Consider the following 26,320-nt stretch of genomic DNA (forward strand, 5'->3'; position numbering starts at 1 on the left):
CCTTGTTTTGCCGATTTAACTGAGGCTAAGTGCTGTCATGCATATGAACCTTGGCTGCATTTCGTCCGGAACCGGGGGACCAAGATGACCTTACGCCGACAATTGGGGTTCTGGATTGTCTCCCTGATCGCTTTTATCGCCTTTCTGGCGGTTTTCTCGCAGATTCTGTTGCCTTTCGTTGCCGGTATGGCGGTCGCCTATCTGCTCGATCCGGTCTGTGACCGGCTGGAGGCGCTGGGCTTCGGCCGGCTCTGGGCCACATTGACCATCCTGTTTGCCTTCGTCTTCTTTCTCGTCCTGTTCTTCATCCTGCTGGTGCCGGTGCTTGGAAACCAGCTTGCCGGCTTTCTGGAGAAGGCGCCGGATCTGGTGCGCGCTTTGCACCAGCTCGTCTCCCGGAACTTCGGCGAGCGGCTCGCCGAACTGACCGGGATCAAGCCGTCGGATCTGCAGTCGTCCTTTGCCAATTTGATGGGGCAGGGCGCGTCCTGGCTCGGCGGATTCGCCAAGCAACTCTGGAGCGGCGGGCAGGCGCTTCTGTCGATCCTGTCCCTGTTCGTGATCACGCCGGTGGTTGCCTTTTACCTGTTGCTCGACTGGGACCACATGGTCGCGCGTATCGACGGCTGGCTGCCCAGGGACCATCTTGAGGAAATCCGTCAATTGGCGCGGGAGATGGATGACGCCGTCGCCGGTTTCGTCCGCGGCCAGGTGTCCGTCTGCGTGATTCTGGGGACGTTCTATGCGATCGGCCTTGCACTTACGGGGCTCAATTTCGGCCTGCTGATCGGAATGGGAGCAGGGCTTGTCAGTTTCATTCCCTTTGTCGGCGCCAGCCTCGGCCTTATCGTGTCGCTCGGCGTCGCCCTGGTCCAGTTCTGGCCGGACTGGACCATGATCCTGATGGTCGCGGCGGTCTTCGCGGTCGGGCAGTTCCTGGAAGGCAACATCCTTCAGCCAAATCTCGTCGGCGACAAGACGGGCCTTCACCCGGTGACCCTGATGTTTGCCTTGTTTGCCTTTGGATATCTGTTTGGATTCGTGGGGATGTTGATCGCGGTTCCGGCTGCGGCCATGATCGGCGTACTTGCACGGTTCGCCCTGAAGCAGTACCTAGCAAGCCCGATTTACAAGGGTGTCGGCGGCCCGGAGCCAGCCGACCCAGAATAGGCGCGTACTCCATGGCGGAAACTCCTCGCCAGTTGCCTTTGGTCCTGCCGCACGAAGCAGCGCTTGGCCGCGACGACTACCTGGTGGGAAAATCCAACCGGGCTGCATTCGAGCTGCTCGGCTCCTGGCCGGACTGGCCGGCACCTGTCGTCATCCTTGCCGGTCCGGTGGGGTCCGGAAAGACCCATCTGGTCGAGGCGTTCCATGCCGAAACCGGGGCTGCCGTCGTCAAGGCGAGTGAACTGACGGGCGAAGCTGTCGCCGATCTCGTCACGAAAGAGGCGGTGGTCGTCGAGGATGCCCATCGCGGCATCGACGAAACGGCCCTGTTTCATCTGTTGAACGCCGCACGCCAGGCAGGTGTACCGGTGCTGATCACGAGCCGGACCTGGCCGACCGCCTGGGGGATCACCTTGCCGGACCTGATGTCGCGCTTGCGCGCGGCAGCCCCCATCGAGATCGAAGAGCCGGACGATGATCTGCTGCGCCGGGTTCTGGTCAAGCTGTTCGCCGACCGTCAGATCGCGATCGACCTCGGCGTCGTCGATTATCTGGTGGTGCGCATGGAACGATCCCTGGGCGTTGCCCTGAAGGTTGTCGATGCCATTGACCGGGAATCGCTTGCAGACCGTGCAAAAATCACCAAGCCTTTGGCCGGGCGCGTCCTGGAAAACGTGCATAAGTGAGTCTGAATCTGCTTGTGAGGCGGCAAACAACTGTCGGGCACGGTAGAACGGTCATAATGACATGGTAGGCGCTGCGCGGAACCGCCGCGTATCCGATGCGCGGCCGGGATGTTAGGAACGGCAGGACGAGGAAGCGAGATGAACGAGACCGTCGATCTTTCCCAGACCGAACAGGCGCCGGCTGACAGTGTCGAACCGGGCAGCGAAGGGAATGGCATTGGCGAACTGGCAAGCTCGCCGGCCCGTTTCATGAACCGGGAATTGTCCTGGCTGCAGTTCAATCGGCGTGTTCTGGAAGAATCCATGAACCCCAACCACCCGCTTCTGGAGCGGGTCCGGTTCCTGTCCATTTCCGCAAACAACCTGGACGAATTCTTCATGGTTCGCGTCGCCGGTCTGCGCGGCCAGCAGCGCGCCGACGTGACCAACACCTCCGACGACGGCCTGACCCCGACCGAGCAGCTTCAGAAGATTTCCGAAGCGGTCCGCGACCTGCAGGATTCCCAGCAGGCGATCTGGCGCGAGCTGCGCGGCGTGATTGCCGAAAACGGGATCGAGATCCTGAGCATCGACAGTCTGACGGCGCAGGAGAAGGGCTGGCTCGAAGATCATTTCCTGTCCTACATCTTTCCGGTCCTGACGCCGCTTGCGATCGACCCGGCGCACCCTTTCCCGTTCATTCCGAACCTCGGCTTTTCGATCGTGTTCGAACTGGTGCCGGTGTCCGGCGGACGCGGCATGATCGCGCTTCTGCGCATCCCCGGTCAGGTGGAACGCTTTGTCCGCCTCGAAGATGGTGAGAATGGAGTGGCGCGGTTCATTGCCATCGAACGGGTCGTCGGCCTTTTCATCGGCCGGCTGTTTCCCGGATACGAGATCCGCGGCAAGGGCGCCTTCCGGGTCATTCGCGATTCCGACCTGGAAATCGAGGAAGAAGCCGAAGACCTCGTCCGGCTTTTCGAAAGCGCGCTGAAACGCCGCCGGCGCGGATCGGTGATCCGTCTGGAAATCCAGGACACCACGCCGCCGGCCCTGCGCGAATTCGTGGCCGACGCGCTGGACGTTTCGGACTCGGAAATCTTTCTGGCCGACGGTCTGCTTGCGCTCAACAACCTGTCCCAGATCGTCGACCTGGAACGCAAGGACCTGAAATTCGAACCCTATACGGCCCGGTTCCCGGAGCGGATCCGCGAGCATGGCGGCGATTGCCTGGCGGCGATCCACCAGAAGGACATCATCGTCCATCACCCCTACGAGTCGTTCGATGTGGTGGTGCAGTATCTGCGGCAGGCGGCCCAGGACCCGGATGTCGTGGCGATCAAGCAGACGCTCTACCGCACATCCAATGACAGTCCCATCGTCAAGGCGCTGGCCGAAGCGGCTGAAGCCGGCAAGTCGGTGACCGCGCTTGTGGAACTGAAGGCCCGGTTCGATGAGGAAGCGAACATTCGCTGGGCGCGCGACCTGGAGCGGGCCGGCGTACAGGTCGTCTTCGGCTTCATCGAGCTGAAGACCCACTCCAAGCTTTCCATGGTGGTCCGGCGCGAACACGGGCAGCTGAAGACCTACTGCCACATCGGCACCGGCAACTACCACCCGATCACGGCGCGGATCTACGAGGATCTGTCGTTCTTTACCGACGATCCGGGGATCGCTCAGGATGCGGCGCGCGTCTTCAACTACATCACCGGCTATGCCCAGCCGGCGGAGCTCGATTACCTGGCGGTTTCTCCGGTGAACCTCAGAAAACGCATCCTGGACCTGACCGAGGCCGAGATCGACCATGCCAACGCGGGCCGGCCGGCCCAGATCTGGATGAAGATGAACTCGCTGGTCGATGCGCAAATCATCGACGCGCTTTACCGGGCAAGCCAGGCCGGTGTGCAGGTCGATCTGGTCATACGCGGCATCTGCTGCCTGCGGCCCGGGATCGACGGCCTGTCGGAAAACATCCGGGTGAAATCGATCGTCGGCCGTTTCCTGGAGCATTCGCGCATCTACTGCTTCGGCAACGGCCATGGACTGCCGTCACCGCAGGCGCATGTCTATATCGGGTCCGCCGATCTGATGCCGCGCAACATCGACCGGCGGGTGGAGGTTCTGGTTCCTCTGCTGACGCCGACGGTCCATGAACAGGTTCTCGACCAGATCATGGTGGCGAACCTGAAAGACAACCAACAGAGCTGGCGGATTCTGCCTGATGGCGGCCATGAGCGTATCGTACCCGCGCCCAATGAACAGCCGTTCAACGCGCATCGGTATTTCATGACCAATCCGTCTCTGTCCGGGCGTGGAAAGTCGCTGAAAAGCGACCGGCCGCGTCCCTTCCTGGAACGCCCGCAGCGGGGGTGATATGGCTGGCACCAAATCCGTCAGGGGACGGCTGAACGGCACGGGACCGCTTGCGGTTATCGATATCGGCTCCAATTCCGTCCGCCTCGTGGTCTACGAACGCAAGGCCCGTACGCCGACGATGCTGTTCAACGAAAAGATCCTGGCCGGTCTCGGCCGCGGCGTCGCGGCAACAGGCAGGCTAGCCGACGAGTCCGTCGATCTGGCTCTCAAGGAACTCTCGAGGTTGCGGGCCCTGTGCGACCATATCGGTGTGCAGGAAACCCACATCGTGGCCACGGCAGCCGTCCGAGATGCGGAAAACGGCTCCCGGTTCGTTGCGAAGGTCGAGGAAATCCTCGGCGCCAAGGTGCGCATCCTGAACGGCAACGAGGAGGCCTATTATTCCGCCCTTGGCGTGGTAGCCGGCTTCTGGCGTCCCAGAGGCATTGTCGGGGACCTTGGCGGCGGCAGTCTGGAACTTGTCGAGGTATCCGGCGCCAAACCCGGAGTGGGAAGCACTTTTCCCTTGGGCGGCTTGCGTCTCCAGGAAATGTCGGAAGGCGATATTTCAAAGGCGCGCAAGATCACCGACGAGAGCCTCAATGGGTATGCCTGGCCGCGGATGGAGCCCGGGGAGCGGACTTTCTATGCGGTCGGCGGGACCTGGCGCTCGCTGGCGCGTCTCCATCTGGTCCAGAACGACTATCCTTTGCATGTGATGCACAATTACGAGATCCCGGCCGAAGAGGCGATTGCCTTCTGCCGCTCCATCTCGAAGCGCAATCTGGAGGATGTCCCGCGCGCGGAGGTGGTGTCCAAACAGCGCCGCCCGCTGGTGCCGTTCGGCGCGGTTGTCATGGAGCGCGCCCTGCAGGCCATGAATGCGGAAAAGGTGGTCATGTCCGCGACCGGGGTTCGCGAAGGACTGCTGCATGAAGCGCTTTCGCCCGACTTGCAGGAGCAGGATCCGCTGATCGAGGCCGCCCGCGAACTGGCCATCCTCCGTGCGCGGTCGCCGGAATTCGCCGAGGAACTGATTGGCTGGACCGACGGGATCTTCGCCGAACTCGGGATCGACGAAAACGAATACGAACGCCGGCTGCGCCATGCGGCCTGCCTTCTGTCCGACATCGGCTGGCGGGCGCATCCCGACTATCGCGGCGAGCAGAGCCTGAACATCATCTCCAACGCGGCCTTCGTCGGGCTCGATCACGCGGGCAGGGCGTACCTGGCCGCCTCCGTCTTCTACAGGCATCAGGGCCTGGGAGAAGGGGCGCTCTCGCCGGTCATTCGCAAGCTTTTCACCGACCGCCTGCGCGACCGGGCGCGGATCCTGGGCGCGGCCATGCGGGTGGCGTCTCTGCTGACGGCCTCCATGGACGGGGTATTGCCGCACGTGACCATCACCAGGGCGTCCGATGACATGGTGATGAAGCTGCCGCCGAAACTCGCCGCCCTCGACGGGGAACGCCTGATGAAGCGGTTCCGGCAGTTTGCCCGGCTTTTCAAGAGCGGCTGTTCAATCGCGGTCGGTTGACCGCTGCGGCAGACTTATTCCGCGGCCTGCGTCGTGGACGACGCTTTTTGTTCAGAGCCGGTCTGTTCCAGGGCGACGATCTGCCGGTTCTGGAAGGCCAGGGCAACTTCGCCGCGCTTCAGCTTCAGGGCCAGATCGCCGAACAGTTCCTTGCGCCAGCCCTTGAGCGCGGCCACGTCGGCATTGTCGTCGGCGGCGATCTTTTCCAGGTCATCGACCGTTGCAATCACCTTCGCAGCAACGCCGTGGGCCTCGCTGACAAGCTTGAGCAGGACCTTGAGCAGGTCGACGGCGGCGGCCGAACCGTCGGGCGCCGGGCGGCCCTTGGGCAGCCTGGGCAACTGGTCGCGCGGAATGGCCATGGCGGCGCGAACCGCCTTCAGGATGTCGTCGGCCGCCTTGGAGCGTTCAAACCCCCGCGGGATGGTCCTGAGCCTGCCGAGCGCTTCGGAGGACTGCGGCTGCTGGGCGGCGATCTCGTAGATCGCGTCGTCCTTCAGGACCCGGCTGCGCGGCACGTTGCGCGTCTGGGCTTCGGTTTCGCGCCAGGCGGCGACTTCCTTCATCACCGCGAGTTCAACGGGCTTGCGCACCCGCATCTTGAGCCGTTGCCAGGCATTGGCCGGCTCAGTCCGGTAAGTGCCTTCCGAGGTCAGGATCTTCATCTCGTCCTGGACCCAGTGGCTGCGGTCCTGTTCGGCGAGATTGGCCTTCAGGAACTGATAGGCGTCACGCAGATGCGTCACGTCCGCCAGCGCATAGTCGAGCTGCTTCTTGGTCAGCGGGCGCCGGGCCCAGTCGGTGAACCGCGACGACTTGTCGATATGCGCGCCGGTCACCTTGTAGATCAGCTGATCGTAGGAAATAGAATCGCCGAAACCGCAGACCATGGCGGCCACCTGGCTGTCGAACAGCGGCGCGGGAATCAGCCCGCCCAGATGGTAGACGATCTCGATGTCCTGGCGGGCCGCATGGAAAACCTTGGTGACGTTTTCGTTGCGCATCAGGTCGAAAAACGGCGCGAGGTCCAGGCCTTCCGCGAGCGCATCGACGATGAAGGCCATGCCGGGTCCTGCCATCTGAATGACACACAGTTTGGGCCAAAACGTCGTTTCCCGAAGGAATTCGGTGTCGACGGTCACATAGTCATGAGACGAAAGGCGCTGGCAGGCAGCGGCGAGGTCTTTTGTCGTTGTAATCACATCTTCCATGGTGACGACGACGTATACCTCAGTCCTGCCGCTTTGTCGCCACGAAATGGTTCGTTTGCAAAAGCTTGCTCTTGAACAAGCGCAATAAGTGCACCTATGTAGGGTGGCTATCAAGACAAATGGCACGGCGGCAGGCGGGCCGCGCAAGGGAGGCAGGGATGCGGAAGATTCTGGTTGTGAATTCGAAAGGCGGATGCGGCAAGACAACCGTGGCCACGAATCTCGCCGCCGCTCTTGCCGCCCGCGGCGATGATGTGGCGCTCGCCGATGCCGACAAACAGAAGTCGAGCCTGGCCTGGACGAAGCGGCGTCCGAAAGACATGGCCGCCATCGAAGGTCTGAACTGGACCAAGGCGGACGCCATCGGCGGCAAGCTCAAGGACATGGATGCGGTCGTGATCGACGGTCCCGGCGGAATGCGCAGCGAACTCGCCAAAACCCTGATCTCCGAAGCCTCGGATATTGTCGTGCCGGTTCTGCCTTCGGTCTTCGACTGGGATGCGACCATCAGCTTCCTGAACGGGATTTCCGAAATCAAGCGGGTGCGCAAGGGCAAGGCGGACATCCACCTTGTCGCCAACCGGGTCACCCGCCGCTCGACCCAGGTTGCGGAACTGGAGCGGAAGCTGGCGGAAGCGGGCTATCCGGTGCTCTGCCGCATATCGGATCGGGTGCTCTATGCCAAACACGCCGCGGCCGGGGCAGGGGTGTTCGACTACCACGATGCCAAGTCCCACGAAATCCGCGGTCAGTGGCATCCCTTGTTGCAGGCGGTGGATTGATCCGAGTACGGGCCGCCGGGGCTTTTCGCTAACGCTCCGCTTCGAAACCGGGGCACTGTGGCGGGCCGTCCCTTGACTTTATGCCGCTGACGTGGCTTTTCCAGCCGGCGTGGCCCTCTCAGTGGAGGGCGCGAACGAATTCTGTTTGTTTTCGAACCAGTCGAGGAATACATGCACCCCTACCGTAGTCACACCTGCGGCGATCTGCGCGCAACCCATGTTGGCGAGACGACGCGCCTGTCCGGATGGGTTCACCGTGTCCGCGATCACGGGGGCCTGCTGTTCATCGATCTGCGCGATCACTACGGCATTACCCAGTGCGTGGTCGATCCGGATTCCTCCGCCTTCAACCTGGCCGAAACCGTGCGCTCCGAATGGTGCATCCGCATCGACGGCGACGTGAAGAAGCGCACCGAGGAAACCATCAATCCGGAACTGCCGACCGGCGAGGTCGAAATCTTCATCCGCGACATGGAGATCCTCGGTGCGGCCAAGGAACTGCCGCTGCCGGTCTTCGGCGAGCTGGAGTACCCGGAAGAGGTGCGCCTGAAGCACCGCTACCTGGACCTGCGCCGGGAAAAGCTTCACAACAACATGATCCTGCGTTCCCAAGTGGTTGCCGATCTGCGTCAGCGTATGTGGGACATAGGCTTCAACGAATTCCAGACGCCGATCATCACCGCCTCCTCGCCGGAAGGCGCGCGCGACTTCCTGGTGCCGTCGCGCCTGCATCCGGGCAAGTTCTACGCCCTGCCGCAGGCTCCGCAGCAGTTCAAGCAGCTGATCATGGTGTCCGGCTTCGACAAGTATTTCCAGATCGCGCCCTGCTTCCGCGATGAAGACCCGCGCGCCGACCGCTCGCCGACGGACTTCTACCAGCTCGACGTGGAAATGTCCTTCGTCACCCAGCAGGACGTGTTCGACACCATGGAACCGGTTCTGGCCGGCTGTTTTGAAAAATTCGGCGGCGGGCGCCCGGTCAACCGCGGCTGGCCGCAGATCGCCTACAAGGATTCCATGCTCTGGTACGGCTCCGACAAGCCGGACCTGCGCAACCCGATCAAGATGCAGATCGTGTCGGAGCATTTTGCCGGCTCGGGCTTTGCCATCTTCGCCAAGCTCCTGGAACAGCCGGGCACGGAAATCCGCGCGATTCCTGCGCCGAAGGGCGGCAGCCGCAAGTTCTGCGACCGCATGAACAAGTTCGCCCAGGAAGAAGGCCTCCCGGGCATGGGCTACATCTTCTGGCGCAAGGCCGAGGACGGCTCCATGGAAGCCGCCGGCCCGCTGGCCAAGAACATCGGTCCGGAGCGCACCGAGGCGATCCGCGTCCAGCTCGGCCTGGAGGTCGGCGATGCCGCCTTCTTCCTCGGCGGCAAGCCGAAGAGCTTCCAGCGCGTAGCCGCCAAGGCACGCGACATCATCGGCGAGGAACTCGGCCTGTCCGATCTCGACCGGTTCGAATTCGCATGGATCGTGGACTTCCCGATCTTCGAGCGCGACGAGGACACCGGCGAGATCGACTTCGAGCACAACCCGTTCTCCATGCCCCAGGGCGGGCTGGAAGCCCTTCAGGGCGATCCGCTTGACGTGCGCGGTTATCAGTATGATCTGACCTGTAACGGCCACGAACTTCTGTCGGGCGCGATCAGAAACCATCGCCTCGAGATCATGTACAAGGCGTTCGAAATCGCCGGTTACAGCAAGGACGAGGTCGACAGGCGCTTCGGCGGCATGGCCACGGCGTTCCAGTACGGCGCACCGCCGCACGGCGGCTGTGCCGCGGGGATCGACCGTATCGTCATGCTGCTCGCGAACGAGATCAATATCCGCGAGGTCATCATGTTCCCGATGAACCAGCGTGCCGAGGACCTGATGATGAATGCTCCCTCCGAACCGGAGATGCAGCACTTGCGTGAACTGAACATTCGGCTCAATTTGCCGGAGGCCTGAGTCTTCGGACGAAGCGTCAGGATGAGGGCCGGCGAAAGACCGGCCCTTTTGGCACGAAAGGCAAGATATGCGGGTTAATCCTGCAAACTGGCAGGTCTTCAAGGATCCGGAGGGCTCGGTGCAGCTCATCCGGCGTCTGGTTCTGGAAAACGCCTCCCAATACGCGTCGCGCTATTTTCTGGCCTTCATTTGCATGGCGCTGGTTGCCGGCTCCACGGCGGCAAGCGCCTGGATCATGAAGGATGTCATCAACCAGGTCTTCGTCAACCGCGACGCCTTCATGATCTATGTGACCGCCGGCGTGGTGATGATGATCTTCACGGTCAAGGGAGCGTCCACCTTCGGCCAGATGGTCATCCTGAGCCGGATCGGCAACGCGATCATCGCCGACTGCCAGCGCCGGCTTTTCCAGCGCATTACCGAGCAGGATCTGTCCTATTTCGACCGCACTGCGCTCGGCGATCTGTCCACCCGTGTCCAGCACAACACGACCGCTGCGCGCAACGTCCTTGAAATGCTGGTCATTACCCTTGGACGGGACATTCTGACGATTATCGGGCTTGTCGGCGTCATGATCGTCCAGAACCCGGCCATGAGCGCCTTTGCCATTCTGATCATGCCTCCGGCGATCATCGGGGTGTCCGTTCTGGTGCGCCGGGTCCGCAAGCATGCAAAGTCGCAGTTCGTGTCGACGACACACATTCTGAGCACCCTGCAGGAGACCGCGATCGGCATCCGGATCGTCAAGGCCTTCGGCATGGAAGATCACATGCGCGCGCGCATGAACACGGCGGTTGCCGATGTCGAGCACCGGTCCAACAAGATCGCATCCCTGACGGCGCGCACGTCGCCGCTGATGGAAACGCTGGGTGGCTTTGCCATCGCCCTGGTGATCCTTTACGGCGGCTACAGTGTCGTCAATCTCGATCAGGATCCCGGCGCGTTCTTTGCCTTCATTACCGCGCTGCTGCTTGCCTATGAACCGGCCAAGCGGCTCGCGCGCCTCCATGTGAACCTGAACAATAACCTCGTCGGCGTCCGGCTGATGTACGAACTGATCGACGACGTGCCGGAATTGACCGACAAGCCGGATGCCGCCGAGCTTGTGGTCAGGGGCGGCGAGATCCGTTTCGACAATGTCCGCTTTTCCTATGGCGAGAGCGCGGCACTCAACGGCCTGACCATGGTGGCCGAACCCGGTAAGACCACGGCCCTGGTCGGTGCGTCAGGCGCGGGAAAATCAACGGTCTTCAGCCTGATCGAACGGTTTTACGAGCCCGACAGCGGCGATATTTCCATCGATGGCCAGAACACGGGCGATGTTTCCGTCGCGTCCCTGCGCGCCCATATCGCCGTGGTCACCCAGGATACGTTCCTGTTCGACATGAGCATTCGCGACAACATTGCCCTTGGCCGGTCCGGTGCGAGCGACGCCGAGATCGAACAGGCGGCCCGGGATGCCAACGCCCACGACTTCATCATGGATCTTCCCGGCGGCTATGATGCGCCGGCGGGCGAGGGCGGCGGCCGGCTCTCCGGCGGCCAACGCCAGCGGGTTGCCATCGCGCGCGCCATGCTGCGCGACGCCCCGATCCTGCTCCTCGACGAGGCGACCTCGGCGCTGGATGCGGAATCCGAAACCAAGGTCCAGGCGGCCCTGACACGGCTGATGGAAGGCCGGACCACCCTGGTGATCGCCCATCGGCTGGCGACCGTCCGCCATGCGGATGCAATCCATGTTCTGGATCGCGGCCGGCTCGTGGAAAGCGGGACCCACGACAGCCTTTATGCCCAGGACGGCATCTATCGCCGCCTGTGCGAGCTGCAGTTCCAGGACGGCAACAGCAAGCCGGATGAGACGGAACGGCAGTCCCCGGTCAGCAAGCCCGCCGCCGAATAGTTTCCCGATCTCAGCTTACGAAAAAAGCCGCCCGCGTTGCCGTGGACGGCTTCTGTCTGTCGGCCGGCGCAGGATTTACTGCGCGCTGGTGGCGACGGCTTTTGCGCCCAGGCGCTCCGGAAGGGCCTGCGGGCTCGTCATCACCAGGCCGAGGATCTCGGCCATCGGGACGGGGGCTGCCGGTTCGAAGGAGACCGCCAGTTCATCCGGATTGTTGAGGAATGTGCGCAGCGCGGACAGGAATTCCTCGCTGAACGCGGTGCCTGCAAACGGGCCGAGTTCGCCCCGCAGGGTTTCGACAAGGCCTTCTGCGAGCATTTCCTTCGACATCTGGTTCTTCGACGATTCCTCATTCAGGAAAGCCGTGACGAGTTCAGCACCCTTCACACGCAAATTCGCCTTCTTGAAGGTTGCCGAAGCCAGGGCGACCTGGGCCGTTTCCGGATTTGTGAACAGCGTTTCGGGAACATTGCCGAGCGTCAGCGACAAGGTTGCCGTTCCGCCGTCGACCATCTCGATGGTCAGGTCGCGGATGCTGAGGTCCCTGGTGTTCGCATCCCAGGCAACCGCCAGGGACTCGTTGAGCGAAAGCTCCTCGATGTTCAGGCTCTGGAGCAGGCTCTTGACGCTTTCATCCGTTATCTGGTCGGTCGGAACGACGAGGCCATCGACAATGAGAGACGTCCGCGTCGGGATCTTGGCCACATGACCGCCCTGGGTCAGTTCGAACAGATCCAGTCCGAGACTGACGTTTTCGGCCGGGATGGTCACGCCGAGAGAGCTCACCAGAACGCTCCGCAGGATCGGGAGCGCGGCCTGGATCTGCTGCGGGGTCGGATTGTCGACGCCTTCAAGGGCGGTCAGTGCGGCGATCGGCGGAAACTCGATGCCGGAAATGCCGGCATGATCGAATTCGATCTGACCTTCGTCCTGGACGGAGATCGAGAAATCGTCGAGCGCAAATTCTCCCAATCCCAGACCGCTCAGATCCCGGACAAGGAAACGGCGCAGGCTGGCCTTGCCCTGGTCCGCGGATACGTCGAGGTCGTTGACTTCAAGCCGGCCGAGCGAAAAGGCCCCGAACGCTTCCAGGGCGGCAATGCCGAGTTCGTCCTCGGAGACCGGCTCTCCCTTGCCTTGCTTCTCGAGCAGGGAAAACAGCCGCAAGGGCTCCTGCTTCGGCACCGTGATATTTTCCAGCATCATGCCGCCGATTTCACCCTTGGCGCCGTCTCCCGAAAACTCCAGGTTCAGGATTTCCTCCCGGTCCAGAAGCACAGTCCGGCCGGTTTCCGCCGGTGCGCCGAACAGCGGTGCGAGCGGTACCAGATCCACGCCGCGGGCAATGATGGGGCCGGCCTTGACCTCGATTTTCTGCGCGCCACCGTCGGGGCCGGTACCGATCGGCGTTTCCGTGGACCTGATTTCGTCGAGATATTCTTCCGCGATACGTCCGTCGGCCATGCCGATCAGGGACATGTTTTCGTAGGTGGCCGAACTTGAGCCGACATCCGGCGTGGTGCTGGTCGCGGTCGCCGAAGTGATAAACGCCCGTTTGATCGCCACCTTGCGCGTGGTGTCGAAAATCGCGCGGGCGAAGGCCATTGGATCGGTCTTGGCCAGATCCAGTCCGGGCAGGGCACGGGGCGCTGCCAGTCCCTCGATCAGGATATCCTGGTAGCTGGCATGGAACTGCCCGCCGACAGCGGTCACGCTGTCAGGGGTTTCCTGCATCGCGGATGCGCTGTCGTCGGGTTTCGGTTCGGAGGCGGCAGACCCCGCTTCGTTTTTGGTCTTGAACGTCATGTCGACATCGAAGGATCCGGGAACCGCGATCCGGTCCGCCATGATTTCGTCCCCGGTCTGGGTCAGGCCGGTGAAGTCGATCGCGTCGAAGCTGAACCGGAGCGTCACATCTCCTGCCTTGAAAGCCTGGTCGGCGGGCAGTTCTATGGTGATGACTCCGTCCTTAACCGTCGCGTTGCGCAGGCTGTCGCCCGGTTCTATGGACCCGTAGCTCGTGCTGACCATGTCGTAACTGTTCAGCTTGTCGAACCATTTGCCGATAATGCCGGTTGCCCCGGATCCCGCGTCCTGGGCCTGGGCCGAACCCGCGACTACAAACGACAAGGCTATTCCCAGCACGACGCATCTTGCCCGTGACCGGAATTTTTCTGCAAAAACCAGTGCCACTTCGGATCCTCCCTGGCTGCGTATTATCGGGACCAGTGCCGGCGTGGGGCCGGCACCGGTCCATCCACCTAGTTTGCGCTGTTGGCGACCACATCGACCCCCAGGACCTCAGGCAGAGTCTGAGGCGCCATCATCGCCTGGCCCATGATCTGGGCGAAGGGAACCGGATTGGCGGGGGCAACGGTCACTTCCAGCGAAACCGGATCGTTCAGGAAAGTGGTTGCCGCCGTCACGACCTTCTCCTGGAACGCCGGATTTTGCAGGATCGACACCATCATCGGCAGGCCGGCGGTCAGTTGCTGGACGAGGGTCGTCCGGTCCATCCCGGCTTCTCGGGCCTGCATGTCGAGCACCCGTTCGACCAGCGAGCTGTTGTCGAGCCGGACAGAGACATTCTGGACGCTCACACCCTGGACAAGGCCCATGGCGCTCTCCGGATCGCCTTCCGCCGCGCCGAGTTTGGTGATCACTTCCCGGGTGACACCGCCGAGGCTGAGATTGAGGGCGAAGGTTCCCGCATCCGCACCGGACAGCTTGAGGTTCTTCACTTCAAGCGTTTCCTTTTCCGGATCCCAGCGACCCTGGCCCTCGGCGCTGATCGTCAGGGTTTCATAGCCGAGGTCTGTCAGGGACTTTTGTGCCTCGTCATCGAGGTTGGCGGCTTTGATTTTCAGGTCGTCGATCGCGAAACGAAAGGCCGTCGGAAGGTCGCCGTCCATCTCATCGATCGCCGTGAAGAGCCGGCCAATGCCGAATTTGTTGCCACTACCGTCGGAAATTGCTGCATCCAGCACTTCCAGCGTTTCATAGGATGGCCCGATCACGGATTTGCCGTCGCTGCCGTTCAGTTCCTCGGGCGTCGGCAGAACGAGATTGGTCGCCGTGAAGCTTCCGATGGCAAGACCGCCGTCTTCGGCTGTGACCGAGAGGTCGGACATCGACAGGGTACCAAGCTTCAGGCGTCCGTTGGATTGCACCATGCCGTCGCGGAGCGTGGTGGTGGCGATCGTCGCGGATTTCTTGTCATCGTCCTTCCGCTTCAGAAGCAGGTCCTTGATGACGACCGTTTCTCCGCCTTCGCTGACGGACCCGTAGCTGTCGACCATTCCATCATCGGTTTCCAGAACGGCCATGAAGGCATCGGCCACATCGTTCCCGGTCGGTGTGAAGGCCATTGCCGGGAGCGGCGCAAACGGCGCACTGGCGCAAAGCACGAGCACGAGCCGGCATGCGGTGGAACGGAAAAATTCTCTCATCGAGGGCTCCTTGAATTCAATTGAGCTGCTGTCGCTCCTGCCCGAAGCAACACTGGGATAAGTGGCAGGTTCACGCAAGGGAATAAGTTCAGGTGAGATCGGCCGGACCGGGCATGCCGCCCTGCTTTTCCGGAAATGTCCGGATCGCCTCGGTAATGTCTTCCAGGGAAGGCAGGCTGGCCTCGTTGCCCAGGCATTGGATCGCGTGGGCCGATGCGCCGCGGGCGAAATGCAGGTGTTCTTCCCAGCTTCGGTAGGGGGCATGAAGATACGAGGCGATATAGGCGCCGTGGAACACGTCGCCGGCGCCATTGGTGTCGATGACTTTATTTTTCGGCACGTCGAGCGCGGGCAGGAACCGGTCGGGACCGCCCGCCTCGTACCAGACGGTGCCGTGCTCACCGAGGGTGACCGCGCCGAGAGGGCAACCTTTCTTGCGCAGGTATTCCAGCGTCTCGCCCGGTGTCTGGTCCATCTGTTCGCAGAACCTGAGAGACATGACCGCCGCATCGATATGGTCGAGCACTTCGTCGGTATTTTCTCGCACCGCGCCGCCGTCGAGCGATGTCAGGATCTTCCGTTCCCGGCAGGCCCTGGCGTAATGGAGGGCGGCATCCGGCATATGGCCGTCGAGGTGCAGCGCCTTCATCCCGTCCAGGTTCAGCGGCGGAAACGGATGCATGAAATCATTGTCGCGGCAACGGACGATGGCGCGTTTCCCGTCATTCGGCATGATGAAGGAGAGGGACGATTGCCGGACCTTGCGGCCGTGGACGTAAATACCGTATTTCGCAGCCATATCCAGGAACATGCGGGCAAGCCAGTCGTCGGCAAGAGAACACAGGAGTTCCGGCTTGCCGCCGAGTTTTGCGCAGCAAAAGGCAGCCGTTACCGCGTTTCCGCCGAAGCTGACCGCATAGTCTTTGGCGAGCGTTTTCTCGTCTCCCGTCGGCAATCTGTCGGTCAAAAACGTTATGTCGATATAGGCTTGGCCAATGAACAATGCCTGCATGAAAAACTCCGTGATTACCCAAGCGGCTTAAAAACCAGTGTTCACCTGCACCTGTATCGCCGTAAAGCCTTGAATTCTGATGAATTCTGAATTCCATTCAGTGGATGTTTACGAGTCTCTTACAGGATTCTTGTGACTTGTTGAGGAGCAGGCATAGTCCTTGTCGCATCGCTATATAAATTTCCTAAGAACGGTTGTCATAGCGCTGGTGATGGCGACAGCGCCGCTTTTTGCTGCGAACATGATCCTCAATCAGTACGCCGAAAGCCAGGCGCGTTCCGAAATGGAGGCGATGGGAACACGGTATCTTCAGCGGGCCGAGATTTCCATCAGTTCCACAGTGACCGCGCTCCAGCGTCTGGACCGGGATGATATCCAGACCTGCGATGCGGCCGACCGCCTGCTTTACCAGAAGGTGGTTTCCACCGAAGGCGTGATCGATTCGATCGGCCTGGTCGATGCGTCCGGCAAGCGGATGTGCGTCGTTCCCGACATGGAACTGACCGGAGAAGCGATCCTGCCGATCCTGCGCCAGGACGGTCCGCTCGTCGGCATCGGCATGCTGGACCGGAGTTTCCAGGGCGCGCGCGCAGCTGTCATCAGCTGGGACCTGCAGAATTCCTACCGTCTGTTCGCCGAAGTGACCCCGGCCGCCATCGCGATCGACCCGGGACCGGAATTCCTGCGCGCCTACCGCCGCGCGGAAATCCGTCTCGGCAACGATCTGCTGTGGTTTTCCGTCGGCGGCTACAATTCGGAAGGGTCCGATCCCAACGACACGCTGGTCGTCAATGTGGCGTCGAAGCAGTATCCATTGCACGCGACGATCGTCGCGCCGATCTCGGCCGCCATTCAGGCCGTCCAGCCGCTCAAGGTCGTGGCCGCTGCGGCCTGTGCGGGGCTTGCGCTGCTTCTGGTGGCGATCGGCGTCTGGATTTCCTGGCGTCCGGAAAGCGAAGCCAACGACGAATTCGTCGCGGCAATCCGCAATGGCGAATTCATTCCGTACTATCAGCCGGTCATGGATATCGAGACCGGCAAGCTCCGCGGCTGCGAAGTGCTGATGCGCTGGCGGCGGCCGAACGGCATGATCGTGTCGCCGGGTCAATTCATGGCCTATGCCGAAAGCACCGGCCACATCTTCGATATGACCCGCCACATCATGGTCCAGACTACCGAAGAAGTGGGTGAGCTTTATGGCGAGAACCCTGATCTGAAACTGTCAATCAACCTGTTCGCTGGTCACTTCCTGGACCGTCAGATCGTTTCCGATATCCAGCAGATCTACGAAAAATCCGACATTGCCTACCAGCAACTCGTGGTCGAGGTGACGGAGCGCCATCCGCTGGACGACATGGACCGGGCGCGCAAGATCATTGCCGAGCTGCAGGCGCTCGGCGTTCGCGTCGCGCTCGACGACGTGGGAACCGGCCACGGCGGCATGGCCTATCTGCAGAAACTCGGCGTGGATATCATCAAAATCGACAAGATGTTCATCGACACCATCGGCCTGGACGATAATTCCACGACCATCGTCGATTCCATGGTGGAACTGGCGGACAATCTCGGCATGGGCATCATCGCCGAGGGCGTGGAGACGGAAGAGCAGATCGAAAGGCTGCTGGAACTCGGTGTGACCGCCGCGCAAGGGTATTATTACGCAGCTCCCATGCCGGCCTCGGAATACATTGCCTTTGCCGAGCGTGTGGAAGAGGAAGAGCGCGAGCGGGCCCGCTTGGCTGCGGAAGCCGATGCGGCGGAAAAATCCGCCGAGGCAGGGGCCCTGGGCAGGGACGCTGCCGCCTGATCCCGGTCCAATCCGAAAACCGTATCTGTCTTTCTATTCAACAACTTGATTGATTTGTCGGAATCTGAATCAGAACTTTAGGGTACGGACCCTAAGCCTGCTCTATCCGATAGGGTGCTTCGAACCAGAATTCCTCCAGATTGTCGCCGCCGCCGATCCGGTCGATCACGCAGAAAAGGCCGGGGTCCGACAGCGGCGTCAGCACGCCGTGCCATGTGTTTCTGAAGAAATTGATGCCCTGGCCGGGACGGGTGGCGAACGCCTGCGGGCGACCCGGCCGTCCGCCGTCGTCGGGACAGACGACGACGAGAAACGGCTCCTGCGTCATGGGCAGGAAAGCCTGGCTGCCGAGCGGATGCCGCTCCACCATGTCCAGCGCATAGGGCAGGGTGCGCTTCTGCGACAGGAACAGGCTGACACCGGCGCGGGCATCCTCGCCGGTGAAATCCAGCGTCGCCAGATCATGGTAGCGGCCGCACAGGCCCTGGTTGATAAGCTTGTCCGGTTCTCCGGCCGCTTCGAGGATTTCTCCGAACGGCGCGAACGCATCCGCCGTCAGCGGTTCGATCTTGATGGTCTCGGTCATGGGAGCCTCAACGCAGCTTCATGTGCCGGTTGACGTCCTTGTAGAGCAGGTAGCGGAACTTGCCCGGTCCGCCCGCGTAACAGGCCTGCGGGCAGAAGGCGCGCAGCCACATGTAGTCCCCGGCCTCCACTTCCACCCAGTCCTGGTTCAGCCGGTAGACGGCCTTGCCTTCGAGCACGTAGAGCCCGTGTTCCATCACGTGTGTTTCAGCGAAGGGAATGACGGCGCCCGGCTCGAAGGTGACGATGGTCACGTGCATGTCGTGGCGCATGTCGTCGGGATCGACGAAACGGGAGGTCGCCCATTTGCCGTCGGTCCCCGGCATCGGGTTCGGCGTGACGTCGTTTTCGTTGGTCACGAAGGCCGCGGGCGTATCGATCCCTTCCACCTTGTCATAGGCTTTCCGGATCCAGTGGAACCGGGCTGCGTCCCGGCCGGTGTTGGTGACCTGCCAGTCCGCCCCGGGCGGTATGTAGGCATAGCCGCCGGGCTCCATCGGGAACACCTTGCCGAACAGCGTCAGCGTCAGCAGACCTTCGACCACGAACAGAACCGCTTCGGCTTCAGGGTCGGTTTCCGGGCGGGTGCTGCCGCCGCCGGGCTGCACTTCCATGATGTATTGCGAGAAAGTCTCCGCGAAGCCGGACAGCGGCCGCGAGATCACCCAGGCCCGGGTCTTGTCCCAGAACGGCAGGTTGCTGGTGACGATATCGCGCATGGTGCCCTTGGGGATCACCGCGTAGGCTTCTGTAAAGACGGCGCGGTCGGTCAGAAGCTGGGTCTGAGGCGGATGTCCTCCGGTCGGCGCATAATAGGGGCCTGACTGATTTGAACTGTCCATCTGCATTATCCTTGGGTGCGCCTGGCTCGGGAAATTCTCCTCGCTTTTGTAGGTATCTGCACCCGGTGGTCAAGCACTTCCGGATGTGATCTCCTGAATACAGAATTTTATGGGTCCGTACCCCAGAGGCAAAGCCACCAACGGAGGAAGCCATGCCGGAAATTTCCGCCAAGTCAGATTGCCAGACCGTGCTCACGACCTTCGAGATGACGCCGGGCACCTGCTACGACCTCATGGAAGAACTGAAGGACGCCTACGAGACCTTCATCCGGCACCAGCCGGGGTTCATCGGCGCGGGTCTTCATGTCAACGACGCTCAGACGCGCATCGCCAACTACTCCCAGTGGAAGCGGCGGGAGGATTTCCTGGCCATGCTCCGGTCCGAAGAGATGCGTGAGCGCAATCGCCGGCTCAGCGCCTTGTGCAAGAGCTTCGAGCCGGTGATGTACGACGTCGTCGCAAGCTTCGATTAGCCCCGGACGCCAGAACGTGCTGCCGGAACCGCAAGATCGGTCGAGCGCGGCGCGTCCGCGTGCGCTCAACTCGTGCCGCCACGGAGGACGGAACGATGACGGCAGCGCTTCAAACCTACCATGCCCGGATGCAGCGGGTGCTGGACCACATAGACCGGCATCTGGACGGCGATCTGGACCTGGACGGACTGAGCGCCGTCGCCGCCTTTTCGAAATTTCATTTCCATCGGCAGTTCACGGCGACCTTCGGGCTGTCCGTGCATCGCTACATCCAGTTGGCCCGCATGAAGCGGGCGTCCTATCGGCTGGCCTACCGCGACGACGAACCCGTCACGGAAATCGCGATGGATGCCGGTTACGAGGCTCCGGATGCGTCTGCCCGCGCTTTCAGGCATCGGTTCGGGCAATCGCCGTCATCGTTCCGGAAATCTCCCGACTGGGAACCGTGGCTTGCGGCCTTCGGGCCACTCGACAACGCGAGGAGCAAGCGCATGCAGAAGACCTTTACTCCCGACGACGTGGAGATCCGCGACGTCCCGACCACGCGGGTGGCGATCCTTGAACATCGGGGCGACCCGGCGACGCTCGGTGCCACGATCCAGCGGTTCATCGCCTGGCGCAAGGCCGCCGGCCTGCATCCGGATAAAAGCCCGACCTTCAACGTCTGGCGTTCGGAGCGGCGCCCTGCGTCACCTGCCGATTACAGCGTGGACCTGTGCGTCGGAACCGACCGGCCGATTGAAGCGAATGGCGAGGCGATCAGGGCAGGCGAGATCCCCGGCGGGCGCTGCGCGGTGCTGCGCGTGGTCGGCAACACCGACAATCTGGAGCCCGCCGCGCTTTACCTCTATCGCGACTGGCTTCCCGATAGCGGCGAGGAGGCGCGCGACTTCCCGATCTACTGCCAGCGGGTGAGCTTCTTTCCGGAAGTGCCGGAACACGAAGCGATTGCCGACCTGTTCCTGCCGCTGAAATAGGTCCGTCCGTCGGTTCCGGCCTAGCCGGCCCCGATCTGCAGGAACCACATCAGGGCGCTGATCGTGAAGAAGGACAGGATCGTCATGGCGAACATGGCAAGGGCTGCCGTGTTTTCCTGCCCGTAGCTTTGCGCCAGGATCGGGTAGGTCGCCATGGCGGGCGTCGCGACCATCAGAAGGCCGGCGGTCTCCAGGACGGGATCGCCGGTCCCAAGGCCGAAGGCCGTCAGGATCGCAAGGCATGTTGCAAGCATGGCCGGCATCAGGACCAGCTTGCCCAGGACCACGGCGGCGATCTTCAGGTTGACGGCGCCGAGAGGCAGGCCGGCCAGGGTTCCGCCGATGACGATCAGGGAAACGGCGACACTGGAAGAGGCAAGCAGGCCGATCGGCTTTGAAACGATTTCCGGCAGCTGCAAACCCGACAGCGAGACGGTCATTCCGAAAATGATGGCAATGATGAACGGGTTGAGGAGCACCTTGACCGCGATCTGCCGGCCCGTATCGAGGGTGATCTTCCCCCCGCCGCTGGCCCGTTCGGCCATGATGAGGACGAGCGGGATCATGACCAGGGTTTCGACGATCATGTTGAGCGCAAGCGCGGTTCCGGCCATGGACGGAAGCGCCATCACCACGATCGGATAGCCGATCAGCCCGCTGTTGGAGCAGGACATGCCCATGCCGTGGAAGGTGCTTTCCGCCCGCGACATGCGGAAGCCGCGCTTGGCAAGGTGATAGCCGAAGAAAAACAGGACAACCGAGGTAATCAGAAACGCGGTCAGGTAGCCGGTGTTGAGAACCTCGCCCGGCGACCGGCTGGAAACGGCGCGGAAAATCAGCGCCGGCACGGCGAAGTTGATCACGTATTTGCCCAGCACCCGCAATTCGGGCGCGGCGAATACGTTTTTCAGCACGGCGAAATAGCCGGCGGCGATCAGGGCGAAGATCGTGCCGCTGATGGTCAAGACATTGAGCAAGAGGAAAGATCCCGGATGAGGCAGTCGGCTGGTGCTATGACGCTTTTGCACGGCCGTGGCAAGGTCGTGGGGACCGAAAGAAACGGGGAAGAACACGTTTCCAATAAGGACGGCGCCGATTCAATTCCCTGGAGGGCGCGCATGCCGTGATTTCAGTTGAGGGAATTGCGATCAGGATTTGCCGAAGGTGCCCGCGCCGGGAGCCGCAGATCAGGACTGGCGGGCCTTCGTCACCAGAACCGCCAGTTCCGATTGCCTGCTCACCCCGGTCTTCTGCATCGCGGCCTTGAGCTGATTTCGAATGGTGTGAATGCTCACCCCGCGCTCGTCCGCGAGTTCATCGGGCCGCTTTCCGTTTGCAATGCCCATCGAGATCGCAGTTTCCGCTTCGGTCAATCCGTAGCGATTGCGCAACCTGTGCCCGTGCGGGTCGACGTCGCGGGCCGGGCTGATCGTCACGAGAAGGGCTCTGCGCCAATATCCCAGCAACAGCGGGAAGGGCGAAACGGCATGCATCTCCGGCTCGAACACGACCATGCGGCACATGTAGTCCGGCCCGCTCTCCGGCCCCGGTATCGGGACCCGGCAGTTGACGGTCGGACGGCCCGTCGCAAGGGCGAGCCGGCAATGCGCCAGTTGCTCCGCGGCGGCAGGATCCTGGAAATGGATCCGGCCGGCATGATCGTCTCTCAGGACGGTTCCTTCCTGCAGCAATTGCAGGCCGGTCGGGTTCGCATGGAGCAGAAAGCCGTTTTCCGCCAGCAGCAATATGGCCGCATCGCCGGCGACCGCGCCATTCAGCAGCAGGTCCCGTTCCAGGGATTGTCCGGCAAGTGCCCGGCTGATCTCGAACGCCTGTTGCAGGTGGGGCGTGACGAGACCAACGGTCTGCAGCCAGGCGGCTTCCAGCTTCTCCTCGTCCTTCAGCCGGATGTTGCCGCCGAAGGCGATCAGCCGGGTCTCGTCCTTGAAGATCAGGGCCCCGCCGCCGGCCGCGACGTTCTCCTGCGGTCGAACCCAGTCGTTGTAGAATTCGGTCTCGAACAGCGTCTGTTTGGAACACATGTGCTGGGAGGGAATGACGACACCGGCTTCATGCGTCGCAAAGCCCGGGGCCCAAGCGTTTATCTCGCCGTAATAGTCGTTGTAGCTGTCGATGTAGCCGGGGTCGTATCCGGCCGCCGTCAGTCCGAGGGACAGGCCGGCGGGAATGTCGTAGCCGAACAGATGGGTGCGCACGCCGCCGGTGACCCGGGTCAGCTCCTCCAGAAAGCCATGCCAGCAATTCTGATCGAAAACGGCCGCGTAGATCAGACGCGTCAGGTTCGCGTAGTCCGCGAGGCTGATCGGCTCGTCCGGCAAGTCTCTTCCCCGTAAGGCGTCAATCGATGGTTTTCGTTATACGCTGTTCCGGCACGCGTTCTTTTCAAAAATCATTACAAGCCCAGCCGGAGCACCGTGACGCGCCTCCGATCCGGGACACGGACCGGTGGAACGGGACAACCCGCCCGGTCGTTTCCGCCGGGCGGGCTGTCTGCTTTTGGGGAGGTTCAGGCCGCCCGATCGTTTCCGCCGGGCGGGCTGTCTGCTTTGGGGAGGTTCAGGCCGCCCGGTCTGCTTCGCCATCCTCCACCAGTCGGTTCACGCCGGCGAAGTCGATCTTGCCGGAGCCGAGGACCGGGACCTTTGCGACGACGCGAACCTCCGCCGGCACCATCAGGTCCTGGGCGCCGCGGGCCTTGGCGTGGGCGAGGAAGGCGGCGCGGTCGGCTGCCGGACAGTCGGTGATCAGCACCAGCCGCTCGCCCTTGCGCTCGTCCTTTATCGCCGCCACGGCGGAGAGGTGCTCCGGCCAGAGTTCGCCCGCGATCTCTTCGACGGAGGCCAGAGACACCATCTCGCCGGCGATCTTGGCGAAGCGCTTGGCACGGCCCTTGATGGTGACGAAGCCGTCTTCGTCGATCTCCACCACGTCTCCGGTGTCGTGCCAGCCGTCGACCAGGGGCACGACCACGCCCGGGTTGTCGGCCAGCAGGTAACCGACCATGACGTTCGGCCCGGAGATATGCAGGCGGCCGCCGTCTTCCACGCCGGGCACCTTTTCCAGCCGCGCAGTCATGCCCGGCATCAGCTTCCCGACGGAGCCCGCCTTGTTGTACATCGGCGTATTGATCGCGATGACCGGGGCAGCCTCGGTGATGCCGTAGCCTTCCAGGATGCGCAGGCCGAAGCGTTCCATGTAGGTCTGGCGCGTCGACGGCTTCACCGGTTCCGCACCTGCGAAGCAGTAGCGCAGAGAGCGGAAGTCGTAAGCGTGGGCCACGCGGGCATAGCCGTTCAGGAACGTGTCCGTGCCGAACAGGGTCGTGGCGTTCGACGCATAGATCAGCTCCGGAACGATGCGGTAGTGAAGCGGCGAGGGGTAGAGATAGGTCTGCACGCCGGAAACCAGCGGCAGGATCGTGCCCGCCGTCAGGCCGAAGGAATGGAACATCGGCAGCACGTTGAAGAGCTTGTCGCTCGGCGTGAAGTCGATGCGTGCCGCCGCCTGGGTGGCGTTGGCAAGCACGTTCCGGTGGCTCAGGACCACGCCCTTGGGCTGGCCCTCGGAACCGGAGGTGAACATGACGACGGCAACGTCGTCGGCCGAGCGTTTGACCAGCGGATGGGTACGGGTCAGCCGGCCGGCGATCTTGTCCACCATGCCGATCTCCTTGCGGACATCGTCCATCCAGACGAAGTCCACCTCCTTGCCGACTTCCTCCACCAGGGCGTCCAGCTTGGCCTGGGCGATGAAGGCGCGCGACGACAGCACCTTGGTGACCTTCGCGGTGCGGCAGGCGGAGATCACGTTGCGCGCGCCGGAGGTGAAGTTGATCATTGCCGGAACCTTGCCCGCCGACATCAGCGCCAGCGTGGTCACCACCGTGCCGTTGGCATTGGGCAGCATCACGCCGACGGTTTCGTCGTTGCCCGTGATTTTGGAAAGCTTGCGGGCGAGCACGGCGGTACCGGTCAGGAGCTTGCCGTAGGTCAGATGGCCTGACACCGGATCCTCCACGGCCGTTTCCGACAGGCCGCGTTCCTTGGCCGTTGCGATCACCTTTTCGACGATGGTCTGGTCGGCCGCCAGGCTGGTCTGGAAGATCAGGTCGGACATGATCTCGTCGAGTTTCGCGCCGGCAGCAGAACGGCGCTTGCGGCCTTTCAGCTCGTCGGGCACGGTCAGCGCATTGTGTCCGCTCCAGCGAAGGATAAGAGTGAACGATTTATAGAGAACAGATATCGAACAAACTGGCGCAGAGCCAACGATTGTCGATCTTGCCAGTTGAAAAAAATGACTCCAGCAAGTATTTGCTAACGCGTATTTCTCGAAAACCGGATAGGGCGAATGCAGTATCTGCGATCAAAGTTTTTCACCGCACTATTGGTCATCTGGACGATCGCCTTAGGATCGCTCACGCCAATTTTAATGCTTATCGGCGCAGAATCCAAGGTCCGCAGTTATTCCCGATTTTGGGTACGCGGTATTATGCTAGGTTTAAGAACTGTTGTCGGTTTAAATTATCAGATTATTGGAAGGTTCCCCTCTGATGGGCAACCTCGTCTTTATGTATCTAATCATCAATCAGCGTGGGAGACATTTGCGTTCGCTCACCTTATCCCAAACGTGTCATTTGTCGCTAAAAAAGAACTCAGAAAGGTGCCGATTTTTGGTTGGTACTTAGCGAAGTACCCGATGATTCTCATCGATCGCGGAGCGGGAAAAGCTGCACTTAGAGAAATGATCGAGCAAGGTACTCGTGCGGTTAAAGAGGGAAGATCGATACTAATTTTTCCTGAAGGTACCAGAATAGGGGTCGATGATCATAGGCGCTACCAATTCGGTGTAGCAGCACTTTACAAGGCATTGAATGTTCCTGCTATTCCAATTGCCCATAACGCAGGTTGTCTCTGGAACGATGATTATTTCATGCGTTATAATGGAACAGTTACGGTCAAAATTTTGGATGAGATCTCACCGGGTATAACTCCTGCTAAATTCTTAGCTCGTATTGAGAAAGAAATTAACTATGAAAAGGATAAATTGGCGTCAGAAGAATTCTTGGAAGAATGGCGTTTAGCCCTTGGATGAAAACCGACTCTGGACGCTCTAGCTCCAAAAATATCCTCTGTATGCTCATAACACCTAGCCGCTGCCATAATTAGTTTATCACGATCCACTGTCAGCCTACTAACTTCTTTCATGCCATCAGGCAGAGCTATGTATGCGGCAATCTTTCCACAGTCGGTTTTCCCTGCATGCAGCTGCCTTAAGTGATTGTTGATCGTGAAATTGCGATTGTAATAAAGCTGGTACATCTCACCACCGTACAGACTACGTAGAAACGCCGCTTCGATCTTCGTAATTGTTGTCGGGAGCTTTCTCTCGAGTTCGTCTTCCGTCCGTGTCAGCAACGCTAGTATATGCGTTGCTCCGTAAGCGCGAAGCCGACCCCATCTAGCGCGGCATGAGGTTATGGGCGAGAGGTTGTGACACTGAAGGAGCGGAGGAGCTTACGGTGTCAGTTTCTATGTCTGCGCCTATGACTGATGATAGAAGTTTCCATGTTCTTGAAGCGGTT

At 61.4% G+C, this 26,320-nt stretch carries 19 protein-coding genes and 1 pseudogene; 11 read left to right on the top strand and 9 right to left on the bottom strand.

What is annotated here, in order from left to right; genetic code table 11:
- Window positions 1-84: 84 nt before the first annotated feature.
- The 4 genes from HK439_RS23360 (at window position 85) to HK439_RS23375 (ending at window position 5,727) form a co-directional block, all read left to right on the top strand.
- Window positions 85-1,170: an AI-2E family transporter gene (locus tag HK439_RS23360; RefSeq protein WP_190293903.1), complete on the top strand. Its 1,086-nt coding sequence runs from the start codon at window positions 85-87 to the stop codon at window positions 1,168-1,170.
- 11 nt (window positions 1,171-1,181) lie between these two features.
- The gene (locus tag HK439_RS23365) at window positions 1,182-1,856 is read left to right on the top strand and encodes an HdaA/DnaA family protein (RefSeq protein ID WP_190293904.1); all 675 of its coding nucleotides are present in this window, start codon (window positions 1,182-1,184) and stop codon (window positions 1,854-1,856) included.
- Between the two features lie 138 nt (window positions 1,857-1,994).
- Window positions 1,995-4,208 carry an RNA degradosome polyphosphate kinase gene (locus HK439_RS23370; protein WP_190293905.1) on the top strand — a complete coding sequence of 738 codons (2,214 nt, stop codon included), beginning with the start codon at window positions 1,995-1,997 and terminating at the stop codon, window positions 4,206-4,208.
- A gap of 1 nt (window position 4,209) precedes the next feature.
- On the top strand, window positions 4,210-5,727 hold the full coding sequence (locus tag HK439_RS23375; protein ID WP_190293906.1) for a Ppx/GppA phosphatase family protein: 1,518 nt from the start codon (window positions 4,210-4,212) through the stop codon (window positions 5,725-5,727).
- A gap of 14 nt (window positions 5,728-5,741) precedes the next feature.
- On the opposite strand, the gene rnd is transcribed toward HK439_RS23375, so the two are convergent.
- Window positions 5,742-6,929 (bottom strand): ribonuclease D, encoded by a 1,188-nt coding sequence (rnd, locus tag HK439_RS23380; RefSeq protein ID WP_328804228.1) that lies wholly within the window; start codon window positions 6,927-6,929, stop codon window positions 5,742-5,744.
- A gap of 167 nt (window positions 6,930-7,096) precedes the next feature.
- Between rnd and HK439_RS23385 the strand changes: the two genes are divergently transcribed.
- The 3 genes from HK439_RS23385 (at window position 7,097) to HK439_RS23395 (ending at window position 11,573) form a co-directional block, all read left to right on the top strand.
- Window positions 7,097-7,720, top strand: coding sequence for an AAA family ATPase (locus HK439_RS23385; RefSeq protein ID WP_190293908.1), 624 nt, complete (start codon window positions 7,097-7,099; stop codon window positions 7,718-7,720).
- A 171-nt stretch (window positions 7,721-7,891) separates the two neighbouring features.
- Entirely contained in the window at window positions 7,892-9,673 is a 1,782-nt protein-coding gene (aspS, locus tag HK439_RS23390; protein ID WP_190293909.1) for an aspartate--tRNA ligase, read from the top strand.
- A gap of 67 nt (window positions 9,674-9,740) precedes the next feature.
- Window positions 9,741-11,573, top strand: a complete 1,833-nt coding sequence (locus tag HK439_RS23395; protein ID WP_190293910.1) for an ABC transporter ATP-binding protein — start codon at window positions 9,741-9,743, stop codon at window positions 11,571-11,573.
- 75 nt (window positions 11,574-11,648) lie between these two features.
- Here HK439_RS23395 and HK439_RS23400 read toward each other — a convergent pair whose 3' ends face one another.
- The 3 genes from HK439_RS23400 to HK439_RS23410 all read right to left on the bottom strand — a co-directional run bounded on the left by HK439_RS23400 (window position 11,649) and on the right by HK439_RS23410 (window position 16,034).
- The gene (locus HK439_RS23400) at window positions 11,649-13,703 is read right to left on the bottom strand and encodes a hypothetical protein (RefSeq protein WP_190293911.1); all 2,055 of its coding nucleotides are present in this window, start codon (window positions 13,701-13,703) and stop codon (window positions 11,649-11,651) included.
- Window positions 13,704-13,834: 131 nt separating this feature from the next.
- Window positions 13,835-15,022 (bottom strand): hypothetical protein, encoded by a 1,188-nt coding sequence (locus HK439_RS23405; protein WP_190293912.1) that lies wholly within the window; start codon window positions 15,020-15,022, stop codon window positions 13,835-13,837.
- A gap of 88 nt (window positions 15,023-15,110) precedes the next feature.
- Window positions 15,111-16,034, bottom strand: coding sequence for a sugar kinase (locus HK439_RS23410; protein ID WP_190293913.1), 924 nt, complete (start codon window positions 16,032-16,034; stop codon window positions 15,111-15,113).
- A 211-nt stretch (window positions 16,035-16,245) separates the two neighbouring features.
- On the opposite strand from HK439_RS23410, the gene HK439_RS23415 reads away from it, so the two are divergent.
- Window positions 16,246-17,841 carry an EAL domain-containing protein gene (locus HK439_RS23415; RefSeq protein WP_190293914.1) on the top strand — a complete coding sequence of 532 codons (1,596 nt, stop codon included), beginning with the start codon at window positions 16,246-16,248 and terminating at the stop codon, window positions 17,839-17,841.
- Between the two features lie 91 nt (window positions 17,842-17,932).
- Here HK439_RS23415 and HK439_RS23420 read toward each other — a convergent pair whose 3' ends face one another.
- Together HK439_RS23420 and HK439_RS23425 are read right to left on the bottom strand one after the other, a co-directional pair.
- Window positions 17,933-18,427: an ureidoglycolate lyase gene (locus HK439_RS23420; RefSeq protein WP_190293915.1), complete on the bottom strand. Its 495-nt coding sequence runs from the start codon at window positions 18,425-18,427 to the stop codon at window positions 17,933-17,935.
- A 7-nt stretch (window positions 18,428-18,434) separates the two neighbouring features.
- The gene (locus HK439_RS23425) at window positions 18,435-19,268 is read right to left on the bottom strand and encodes a bifunctional allantoicase/(S)-ureidoglycine aminohydrolase (protein ID WP_190293916.1); all 834 of its coding nucleotides are present in this window, start codon (window positions 19,266-19,268) and stop codon (window positions 18,435-18,437) included.
- Window positions 19,269-19,420: 152 nt separating this feature from the next.
- Between HK439_RS23425 and HK439_RS23430 the strand changes: the two genes are divergently transcribed.
- Complete coding sequence (locus tag HK439_RS23430) at window positions 19,421-19,741, top strand: antibiotic biosynthesis monooxygenase family protein (RefSeq protein ID WP_190293917.1); 321 nt, start codon at window positions 19,421-19,423, stop codon at window positions 19,739-19,741.
- 95 nt (window positions 19,742-19,836) lie between these two features.
- Window positions 19,837-20,718, top strand: a complete 882-nt coding sequence (locus tag HK439_RS23435; protein WP_190293918.1) for an AraC family transcriptional regulator — start codon at window positions 19,837-19,839, stop codon at window positions 20,716-20,718.
- 20 nt (window positions 20,719-20,738) lie between these two features.
- Here HK439_RS23435 and HK439_RS23440 read toward each other — a convergent pair whose 3' ends face one another.
- The 3 genes and pseudogenes from HK439_RS23440 to HK439_RS23450 all read right to left on the bottom strand — a co-directional run.
- The gene (locus HK439_RS23440; RefSeq protein WP_190293919.1) at window positions 20,739-21,695 is read right to left on the bottom strand and encodes an AEC family transporter; all 957 of its coding nucleotides are present in this window, start codon (window positions 21,693-21,695) and stop codon (window positions 20,739-20,741) included.
- 210 nt (window positions 21,696-21,905) lie between these two features.
- Window positions 21,906-23,057, bottom strand: coding sequence for a helix-turn-helix transcriptional regulator (locus tag HK439_RS23445; protein WP_190293920.1), 1,152 nt, complete (start codon window positions 23,055-23,057; stop codon window positions 21,906-21,908).
- Between the two features lie 238 nt (window positions 23,058-23,295).
- Window positions 23,296-24,924: pseudogene (locus tag HK439_RS23450) on the bottom strand (AMP-binding protein); the annotation flags it as partial.
- Between the two features lie 162 nt (window positions 24,925-25,086).
- Here HK439_RS23450 and HK439_RS23455 point away from each other — a divergent pair.
- Window positions 25,087-25,830 (top strand): lysophospholipid acyltransferase family protein, encoded by a 744-nt coding sequence (locus HK439_RS23455; protein WP_190293921.1) that lies wholly within the window; start codon window positions 25,087-25,089, stop codon window positions 25,828-25,830.
- The last annotated feature ends 490 nt before the right edge of the window (window positions 25,831-26,320 follow it).

Origin of the sequence: Roseibium aggregatum (assembly GCF_014692675.1) — a bacterium.
Classification (GTDB): domain Bacteria; phylum Pseudomonadota; class Alphaproteobacteria; order Rhizobiales; family Stappiaceae; genus Roseibium; species Roseibium aggregatum_C.

What these genes read in the sequence shown, in the direction of transcription:
- HK439_RS23360 (WP_190293903.1), top strand. Translation starts at nt 85, where the DNA reads ATGACCTTACGCCGACAATTGGGGTTCTGGATTGTCTCCCTGATCGCT.
- HK439_RS23365 (WP_190293904.1), top strand. Translation starts at nt 1,182, where the DNA reads ATGGCGGAAACTCCTCGCCAGTTGCCTTTGGTCCTGCCGCACGAAGCA.
- HK439_RS23370 (WP_190293905.1), top strand. Translation starts at nt 1,995, where the DNA reads ATGAACGAGACCGTCGATCTTTCCCAGACCGAACAGGCGCCGGCTGAC.
- HK439_RS23375 (WP_190293906.1), top strand. Translation starts at nt 4,210, where the DNA reads ATGGCTGGCACCAAATCCGTCAGGGGACGGCTGAACGGCACGGGACCG.
- HK439_RS23385 (WP_190293908.1), top strand. Translation starts at nt 7,097, where the DNA reads ATGCGGAAGATTCTGGTTGTGAATTCGAAAGGCGGATGCGGCAAGACA.
- aspS (WP_190293909.1), top strand. Translation starts at nt 7,892, where the DNA reads ATGCACCCCTACCGTAGTCACACCTGCGGCGATCTGCGCGCAACCCAT.
- HK439_RS23395 (WP_190293910.1), top strand. Translation starts at nt 9,741, where the DNA reads ATGCGGGTTAATCCTGCAAACTGGCAGGTCTTCAAGGATCCGGAGGGC.
- HK439_RS23405 (WP_190293912.1), bottom strand. Translation starts at nt 15,022, where the DNA reads ATGAGAGAATTTTTCCGTTCCACCGCATGCCGGCTCGTGCTCGTGCTT.
- HK439_RS23410 (WP_190293913.1), bottom strand. Translation starts at nt 16,034, where the DNA reads ATGCAGGCATTGTTCATTGGCCAAGCCTATATCGACATAACGTTTTTG.
- HK439_RS23415 (WP_190293914.1), top strand. Translation starts at nt 16,246, where the DNA reads ATGGCGACAGCGCCGCTTTTTGCTGCGAACATGATCCTCAATCAGTAC.
- HK439_RS23420 (WP_190293915.1), bottom strand. Translation starts at nt 18,427, where the DNA reads ATGACCGAGACCATCAAGATCGAACCGCTGACGGCGGATGCGTTCGCG.
- HK439_RS23425 (WP_190293916.1), bottom strand. Translation starts at nt 19,268, where the DNA reads ATGGACAGTTCAAATCAGTCAGGCCCCTATTATGCGCCGACCGGAGGA.
- HK439_RS23430 (WP_190293917.1), top strand. Translation starts at nt 19,421, where the DNA reads ATGCCGGAAATTTCCGCCAAGTCAGATTGCCAGACCGTGCTCACGACC.
- HK439_RS23435 (WP_190293918.1), top strand. Translation starts at nt 19,837, where the DNA reads ATGACGGCAGCGCTTCAAACCTACCATGCCCGGATGCAGCGGGTGCTG.
- HK439_RS23455 (WP_190293921.1), top strand. Translation starts at nt 25,087, where the DNA reads ATGCAGTATCTGCGATCAAAGTTTTTCACCGCACTATTGGTCATCTGG.